This is a genomic window from Clostridium tarantellae (assembly GCF_009295725.1).
Taxonomy (GTDB): Bacteria; Bacillota; Clostridia; order Clostridiales; family Clostridiaceae; genus Sarcina; species Sarcina tarantellae.
Map to the genome: position 1 here is coordinate 1 of NZ_WHJC01000141.1, position 8,978 is coordinate 8,978.

9 protein-coding genes are annotated in these 8,978 nt (G+C 25.9%); all 9 read left to right on the forward strand.

The window, feature by feature from the left end:
* Window positions 1–311 precede the first annotated feature (311 nt).
* A complete protein-coding gene (gene hemA, locus GBZ86_RS09775; protein ID WP_170272202.1) occupies window positions 312–1,802 on the forward strand; it encodes a glutamyl-tRNA reductase in 1,491 nt (496 codons plus the stop codon).
* Window positions 1,763–2,425 carry an NAD(P)-dependent oxidoreductase gene (locus tag GBZ86_RS09780; protein ID WP_152890186.1) on the forward strand — a complete coding sequence of 221 codons (663 nt, stop codon included), beginning with the start codon at window positions 1,763–1,765 and terminating at the stop codon, window positions 2,423–2,425. Before hemA ends, GBZ86_RS09780 begins: the two co-directional genes overlap by 40 nt.
* A 42-nt stretch (window positions 2,426–2,467) precedes the next feature.
* Window positions 2,468–3,343, forward strand: a complete 876-nt coding sequence (gene hemC, locus GBZ86_RS09785; RefSeq protein WP_152890188.1) for a hydroxymethylbilane synthase — start codon at window positions 2,468–2,470, stop codon at window positions 3,341–3,343.
* A 12-nt stretch (window positions 3,344–3,355) separates the two neighbouring features.
* Window positions 3,356–4,837: a uroporphyrinogen-III C-methyltransferase gene (cobA, locus tag GBZ86_RS09790; RefSeq protein WP_152890191.1), complete on the forward strand. Its 1,482-nt coding sequence runs from the start codon at window positions 3,356–3,358 to the stop codon at window positions 4,835–4,837.
* A gap of 261 nt (window positions 4,838–5,098) precedes the next feature.
* On the forward strand, window positions 5,099–6,064 hold the full coding sequence (gene hemB / locus GBZ86_RS09795; RefSeq protein WP_152890205.1) for a porphobilinogen synthase: 966 nt from the start codon (window positions 5,099–5,101) through the stop codon (window positions 6,062–6,064).
* 15 nt (window positions 6,065–6,079) lie between these two features.
* Window positions 6,080–7,354 (forward strand): glutamate-1-semialdehyde 2,1-aminomutase, encoded by a 1,275-nt coding sequence (hemL, locus tag GBZ86_RS09800; protein ID WP_152890206.1) that lies wholly within the window; start codon window positions 6,080–6,082, stop codon window positions 7,352–7,354.
* A 225-nt stretch (window positions 7,355–7,579) separates the two neighbouring features.
* The gene (locus GBZ86_RS09805) at window positions 7,580–7,771 is read left to right on the forward strand and encodes a hypothetical protein (protein WP_152890207.1); all 192 of its coding nucleotides are present in this window, start codon (window positions 7,580–7,582) and stop codon (window positions 7,769–7,771) included.
* 249 nt (window positions 7,772–8,020) lie between these two features.
* Entirely contained in the window at window positions 8,021–8,410 is a 390-nt protein-coding gene (locus GBZ86_RS09810) for a hypothetical protein (RefSeq protein ID WP_152890208.1), read from the forward strand.
* Window positions 8,411–8,458: 48 nt separating this feature from the next.
* Window positions 8,459–8,978, forward strand: a 520-nt coding sequence (locus tag GBZ86_RS09815) for an AAA family ATPase (RefSeq protein WP_152890209.1), incomplete at its 3' end; no start/stop codon positions are given.

Genomic DNA, 8,978 nt, shown 5'->3' on the forward strand with positions numbered 1-8,978 from the left:
GTTTATAGTATACAATACATTAATGAAACACTTAAATTTTTAATTTATGATAATGAAATTAATAAATGGGTATTTGGGGAAGCTAATGATTTTATACCTGATGAAGAAGAATATTATGGTTAAAGTTAATTAAATATTAAAAAAACCTCCTGATTAAATTTAGGAGGTTTTTTATTTTATCATTAATAATGAAGTTATGAAATTTATATTCTTAAATAAAATACTCGTAAATGATAATAAAGAAAAAAAGAAAAAAATTTGATATAATTAAAACAAAAACCAAAGAAATCAAAAAGAGGAGGAATTTACAAATGTGGATAATAACTTATTTAAATAAATTAATAGATAAATTAAAAAATTTATCTATTAACTTTAAATATTTAAATGAATGTATTGAAGATTTTAATATAAATGAAACTTTTATTGATGATAATAATTTAGATGGTACATTATTAGATTATGTATATAATGATTTTATTGATAATGATCATTTATATTTAAAAGATAATAATAAGAATCTAATATTAGATGAATATAATAATATTTGTTTAAACAAGTTAAATATAAAAAAGTTAGATAATAAAAACTTAAAACCAAAAGAAATTGAATTAGGATTATCAAATATTGAAATTAATGATTTATTTAATGATACTAAGTATATTATGTTTAAAAATTTTTGCGATGAAGAAAATATTAATTATATAGAAGAAATTACAGAAAATATACTAATAAAATTTTGTAATAAATCAGGAGTAGGAATAAAAAAAATAAATGATTTAAAAGAAATTTTAAACAAAATATTTTCAGTATTTGGATGGAATATAGAATTTGAAAAATATGTTTTTTTATCAATGAATAGGGATGCCATAAGACATTTGATGGAAGTAGTTTGTGGTTTTCATTCTCGTATACTAGGGGAAGATCAAATATTAGGTCAGATAAAAAACTCCTATTTTATATCATTAGAGAGAAAGGCTGTTAGTAAAGAATTACAAAGGTTATTTCAAGATGCTATTGCCTGTGGTAAAAAATTTAGAACTGAAAGCAAGATGTTTGAAATTCCAGTTTCATCTGCTTCTATAGCAGTAAATAAAGGGCTACAAAATGGAGCTAAAAATTTTATGGTACTTGGTTATGGAGAAATTGGGAAATTAGTTGTTAAACATGTATTATCTCATAAAATAGATAATTTATATATTGTGGTAAGAAAAAAAAGTTCTGTAGATGATTTAGAAGATTCTAGAGTTAAGATTTTAGATTATAATGGAAAAAATGAATTTATTAATAATGTTCAATGTATAATTTCTTGTACCGCAGCTCCACATGAAGTTATAAAGTTCAATGATTTAAGTAATTTCGGTGAAGATATATCTATATTTGATTTAGCAGTGCCTAGAGATGTAGAAAAAAAGGTAGAAGAATTAGAAAGAATTAAGCTTTATGATATAGATTTAATCAGTGCTATTGATGATGAAAATAAACTTATAAGAGAAATGAGAATGAACAATTATAAGTACATAGTAAATGAAACTATTGAAGAATATAATAATTGGTGTAATCTAAGAAGTTTATCACCACATATTATTAAAATAAAAGAGTATGGAGATAATGTAGTTCAAGATAGAATAAATACTTTTGTGAAAAAAAATAAAAACAATAATGAAAAGCTAGTGAAGACTCTTATAAAAAGTGCTTCTGATGCATATATAAATAGAGCTATAGAAGTATTAAAAGAAGAAAAGCTTAGAGGGTGTGAAACTGAGTGTGTAAGAATTTTAAACAAGGTATTCAATGTGAGATAAATTATTTAGGAATTAGTTTATTTGGAAAAAAGTTAAATGTTAAAATTATAGGTGGAGGAAGAGCTGCATTTATTAAAGGTAAAACATTTTTAGAAAAAGGATGTAATGTTAGTTTTTTAGCTAAAGATATTTCTAAGGAAATTTTAAACTTAAATAAATATAAAGTTAAAATTTTAAAAGAAAATTATAATAAAAAATTTATAAAAGATGGACATATAATAATTATTGCTATAGATGATGCCGAATTAAGAAAAATTATAATTGAACATTGTGAAGAGCTAAATAAAATTTATATAAATTGCAGTAGCTTTGAAAATGGTATGGGAATAGTACAAACTACTAGAGAATTAAATAATTTATCATTTTCTATAAATACAAAGGTTGCGGCACCAGCTTTATCTGTTATGTTATCAAATGATGTAGAAAAATTATTAAGTAGTTATGATGACTTTACATATTTAGTTGGAAAAATTAGAAAGGTAGCTAAAAATGAGAAATATAAAAAAGAAATAATAAAATTTATATGCACTCATGATTTTAAATTTTTCTATGATTTAAAAAAGGAAAAGGAAGTTTTAGCTCTGTTTTTTGGTGAAGAAGTAGCTAAAAGATTATTATATTAGAAGCTTTCAGGTTATATAAAAATTTCAAATTTGGAGGAGTTTATGAATTTAAAAATTGCCACAAGAAAAAGTAAATTAGCTCAAGTTCAAACTGAAAAAGTTATGGAACTAATAAAAGAAAAAAATAATATAAATATTGAAAAATTGCTTGTTGTTACAGAAGGGGATAGAAGACTAGATGTAACTTTAGATAAAATAGGCGGAAAAGGATTGTTTGTTAAAGAAATAGAACTTGCTTTATTAGAAGGAAAAGCTCATGGTGCAGTACATAGTATGAAGGATGTTCCCTTTGAATTACCATCACAATTTGAATTAGTAGCTATGCCAGAAAGGGAAGATGTAAGAGATGCTTTCATTTCTATAAATAATTTAAAGTTTAATGAACTTAAAAAGGGAGCACGTGTGGGAACAAGCAGCATAAGAAGAGCTGCTCAGTTACAACTATTAAGAAGAGATTTGGAAATAGTTCCAGTAAGAGGAAATGTACAAACTAGATTGAAGAAAATTGAAGAAGAAAATTTAGATGGAATAATTTTAGCAGCAGCAGGTTTAAAGAGATTAGGTATGGAAGAAATAATAACAGATTATTTTGATCCAACAGAGTTTTTACCAGCTATTGGTCAAGGTGCTTTAGGAATTGAATGTTTAAAAGGTGGAGAATTAAATTATTATTTTAAAGCATTAGATAATAAAGATGTAAGAGTAAAAGTGGATGCAGAAAGAAGTTTTATGAGAGCTTTAAATGGTGGATGTCATACTTTAATTGGTGCATTTTCAAAGGTTGAAGGTGAGGAATTATATATGATAGGAACCTTTATGGTTAATGGGAAAATAGTGAAAAAAGATATAATAGGAAGTAAGTATAATAATATAGAATTAGGTAGAGAATTAGCTAAGAAAATATTATTTAATAGGTAAATGGAGGACATTATGAGTAAAGCATATATTATTGGAACAGGTCCAGGAGATGAAGAATTATTAACTTTAAAAGCAGTAAGATGTTTAAAGGAATGTACAGCAGTTTTATATGATAGACTAGTAGGAAATAATGTTTTAAATCACTTAAATGATGAGTGTGAAATATATTATTGTGGTAAAGAGCCAGGATGTCATTATAAAACTCAAGAAGAAATAAATGATATGATTATAAAGTTAGCTAAGGAAGGTCATATTGTAGGAAGAATTAAAGGAGGAGATCCTTATGTATTTGGTAGAGGTGGAGAAGAGGTTTTAGCTTTATTAGAAGAAAATATTCCTTTTGAAGTAATACCGGGAGTAACTTCACCTATAGCTGTTTTAAATTATGGTGGTATTCCAATAACACAAAGGGGAATGGCACAAAGTTTTCATATTGTTACAGGAATGTCAGCTGGTGTTTTAAAAGTAAATTGGAATGCATTAGCTAATGAAAATGGAACATTAGTATTTATGATGGGATTAGATAATTTATCTAATATAGTAAGTAATTTAGTTAGCAATGGTAAAGATATAAATACTCCTTGTGGAGTTGTGATGAGAGGAACTTCATCTAAGCAAAAGAAGGTTATAGGTACTTTAAATGATATTGAAGAAAAAGTAAAGAATGCAGGGTTAAAATCTCCATGTATAATAGTAGTTGGTGAAGTTGTTACTTTAAATGAACAGTTGTCTTGGTATGAAAAGAAGCCTTTATTTGGAGCTAATGTATGTATAACTAGGTCAAAAGAACAAGCATTATCTTTAAAAAATAGTTTAAGGGAGTTAGGTGCAGAAGTAACAGAAATTAATTCTATTAAAATAAAAGAAACTAAAAGTAATTTAGAGGATTATATAGAAAAAATAGAAGATTATAAGCACATTATTTTAACATCTGTTAATGCAGTAAATATGTTTTTTGATTTTTTAAAGGAAAAGAAATTTGACCTTAGAAAAATAAAAGCAAAGTTTTCTGTTATTGGTAAAGCTACTCAAAAAGCTTTAATTGATAGAGGAATTATTCCATTTATAGTGGCAAAAGAGTTTGTTTGTGAAGGATTATTAAATGATTTAAAAAGTGAATTAAAAGCTGGAGAAAAGGTATTAATTCCTTGTTCTTCTTCAAGTAGAATATATTTGAAGGAAGAAATAGAAAAATTAGGTCTTTTAGTTGATAGAGTACATACTTATGATACGGTATGTGGGACTTTAAAAAATAAAAGATCATTTGAAGAGGTAGATATAATTCTTTATACTAGTCCAAGTACCGTTAAAAACATGATCAGTATGGTTGGATTAGGTAATATTAAGAAAAAGTATAACATAGCTATAGGGCCTCAAACTAAAAAAATGTTAGAAGAAAATGGAATAAAAAATAGTATGTGCAAAATACATTGTGAAGAGGGATTTATTAAAGAAATTATAGAATTTTGGAATGATTTAAAAGAAAATAGATAAACTTTTCAAGATTTAATATATATAAATCATCTAATAATTTAAAGTTTGCAATTTTTTAAAAGGATAAAATGATAGGTATTAATTTTATATTGTTTTAATTATAACTTTTATTCTTTATGAATTTTAAAATTTGTAATTATACAGTGTTATGCAATACTTATCATATTACTTATTTAAATAGAATTAAAAAATATTTAAATTAATATTATTTATGATTTTAAGTTAACCTAAGAAAAAATAAATAAATAAGGAGTGGAAACATTGTTTAATAGAGGAAGAAGATTAAGAATAAATTCAGCCATGAGAGATTTAGTAAGGGAAACTTCTATATCACCAAAAGATTTTATATATCCTATATTTGTAGTTGAAGGAAAAAATATAAAGAATGAAATCTCTACATTACCAGGAAATTATCATTTTTCTATTGACAGATTACATGAAGTTATAAAGGAAGTTAAAGCTTGTGGTGTAAGAGGAGTAATTCTTTTTGGTATACCAAATGAAAAAGATTGTTGTGGAAGTGAAGCTTTTAATGATAATGGTATAGTTCAACAAGCAGTAAAAAAAATAGCAGAATTAGATAAGGACTTATTAATAGTTACAGATGTTTGCATGTGCGAATATACAGATCATGGTCATTGTGGAATTCTTAAAGGAAAAGATGTAGATAATGATAAAACTTTAGAGTATTTATGTAAGATTGCTATATCCCATGCAAAGGCGGGAGCACATGTAGTAGCACCATCAGATATGATGGATGGAAGAGTTGGTGCTATGAGAAAAGCTTTAGATAGTAAAGGTTATGAAAATGTAGCAATAATGAGTTATTCAGCTAAATATTGTTCTGCTTTTTATGGCCCATTTAGAGAGGCTGCAAATTCAGCACCATCTTTTGGGGATAGAAAGACTTATCAAATGGATCCGGCTAATTTAAGAGAAGGATTAAAGGAAGTAAGACAAGATATAGAAGAAGGAGCAGATATGGTTATGGTTAAGCCAGCTCTTTCATATTTAGATGTAGTTAGAGAAGTGAAAAATATGGTAGACATTCCAGTGGTAGCCTATAGTGTAAGTGGTGAGTTTGCTATGGTAAAGGCAGGGGCTAAGCTTGGATTAATAGATGAAAAGAGAATAACTTTAGAAATGCTTTTATCAATGAAAAGGGCAGGTGCAGATATAATTATTACTTATTATGCTTTAGAAGCATCAAAGTGGTTAAAAGAATAGAAAGAGGATGAAGTTATGAATAATAATGAAATATTTATAGAATCAAAGAAATATATGCCAGGTGGGGTAAATAGTCCTGTAAGAGCGTTTAGAGATATGCCAATGAATCCTCCTATAATAAAAAGTGGAAATGGTGTAATTATTAAAGATGAAGATGGAAAAGAGTATATAGATTTTGTTTTAGCATGGGGTCCTATGATTTTAGGTCATTGTGATGAAGATGTAGTAAATGCTATAAAAAAAACTTCAGCAGAAGCAATTGCTTTTGGTGCACCAACTAAGCTTGAATTAGATATGGCTAAATTTTTATGTGACACTTTAGATAATGTAGATATGATAAGAATGGTTAATTCAGGTACTGAAGCAACTATGAGTGCTATAAAGCTTGCAAGAGGATATACAAAAAAAGACAAAATAATAAAATTTGCTGGTTGCTATCATGGACATTTTGATGGATTCTTAGTAGAGGCTGGTTCAGGAGTACTTACAGAAGGAATACCAGGATGTTTAGGAGTGCCACAAGATAGTATAAAAAATACTCTTATTGGTGAGTACAACAATGAAAAGCAAGTTGAAGAATTATTCTTAAAATATGGTGATGACATTGCAGCAGTAATTTTAGAGCCTATAGCAGGAAACATGGGTGTTATTAAAGCCAATGAATCTTTTGCTAAAAAGCTTAGAGAATTATGTGATAAATATGGTGCACTACTTATTTTTGATGAAGTAATGAGCGGCTTTAGAGTTGCTTACAAAGGAGCACAATCTCTTTTGGATGTAAAACCGGATTTAATAACTTATGCTAAAATAATGGGTGGTGGATTACCATCAGGGGCATATGGTGGTAAGAGAGAAATAATGGAGAATCTTTCACCACTTGGTGGAGTTTATCAAGCAGGAACTATGTCTGGAAATCCAATTGTTATGGCAGCTGGATTAGCAACTTTAAATAAATTATACAAAAATCCATCTTACTATGAGCATATAAATAAAATGGGAGAAAGATTAGAAAATGGACTTAAAAAAATAGCTAAAGAAAAAAATATTCCAGTAGTTATAAACAGACAAGGTGGAATGCTAACAATATTTTTTACATCAGCTAGTGAAGTTAATAAATATGATGATGTAAAAAGATGTGATACAGAAATGTTTAAAAAATATTGTGTACATATGATTGAAAATGGATTTAATATTCCACCATCACAATTTGAAGCTATGTTCTTATCTGTTAAGCATACAAAAGAACATATTGATAAGTTCATAGAAACATTTAAAAATTTTAGACCTTAATTTAGCAATAGTGTTCATAAAATGGACACTATTATTTTTATTCTTTAGGAAATTATAATTTAAAAAATCTGTGGATAACTTTCATTAAAATGCTGAAGGCAGTGAGCAAATCAGATTTTTTGTATAAAGAAATATAAAATAATTTTATAGATTTAGGATAAAATAATATATGTAAATAGTAATTCAAAAGTCTAGGTTAATATTTATTTATAAGGAGAAAAAGTTATGATAAAAGATTCAAATTTAATAAAAGAAGCTTATTTAGGGATTAATCCAGATGAAAATAGAGGATTTGAAGAGGATATAGAAGAAGAATATGATGAAGAAGAACAGCTAGATACATTATATTCAAAAGGAAAAACTAAAACTATAATATTTAAAAAGTTCCAAAGTTTTGATAATGATTATTTAGATTAATTATTAAAAATTAAATTTTATTTTATTTAAGAGATGGAAATATTTTTTTCATCTCTTTTAAATTAGTTTTATATTGTCTATAAAAGAATTTTCGAGTAATATTTTGTAATTTTATAAATAAAACTCTGGAATGAAACGATTTCAAGCTGTATAATATAAATGTAAAGTTAAAGGTTTATGAAAGGTGGTGACTGTTGATATAAATCTATAATATTTAAACAAAATTATAGATTTAATACAATAGTATGTATGGAAAATAATAAGTTAAAAATAAAAAGAAAAATAAAAAATATGCATTATGGTAAACCTTTAACAAAGAAAAAATTAATGATAAAAAAGAAAAAATCATTAAATTTTTCTTTAGTTAATGAGTATAAAGGATTAAAAGTTATAAGAAATATAAATAGGATTACAAGGGTAAAATATTATACTATTTTAAATCCTAAAAATAATTCTCATATACATGTACAAGGAAAAAATATTGCTTATAGAGTTTGTGATTGTTACAAGGATTTAATAGAAGAAAGGGATATTATTAAATATAATAAATATTATAGAAAATGTGCTTTAGGACTAATGGGATATAATATTAAATGTAAGACAAGCTCTACAGGAAGAGGAGTAGCTATATTACATTAAAATTTCATATATAATTTATAAGTAATATCAAAGTAAGGGGAGAAAGTTATGAATGGAATTATTATTTTTGGGGAAAAAGGATCAGGAAAGGATACAGTGGCAGAATATATAGAAAAATTTATTAAGGAAAATAAAGAGGTAAGTTTTTTTAATATAGGTGATATAGTTAGAAATATGTCTTGTATGTTCCTTGCTACAGAAAAATGGAATAATAAAAAGAGGGAATTTTATGTGGAAACTGCTAAAAAATTAAAAGAATTAGATAAGAATTTTCTTAATTATTATGCATTGGGAAAAATATTTGAACAGTTTCAGGTTAATACTTTAAATGAAATAGAAAATAATAAATTATTAATTATTACTGGTGGGAGAACTGAGGAAGATTATAATTTTTGGAGAGAAAGAAATTTTCTAATTGTAGGAGTAACTTGTGAAGAAAATATTAGACAAGAAAGATTAAAAGGAAGAGATGGGTACTTCCAACATAGCCAGGATTCTTTAGAAAAAGATACTAAACTTATAATAAAAAAATCAGATTTTATAATTAATAATAGTAGTGGATTAGAAG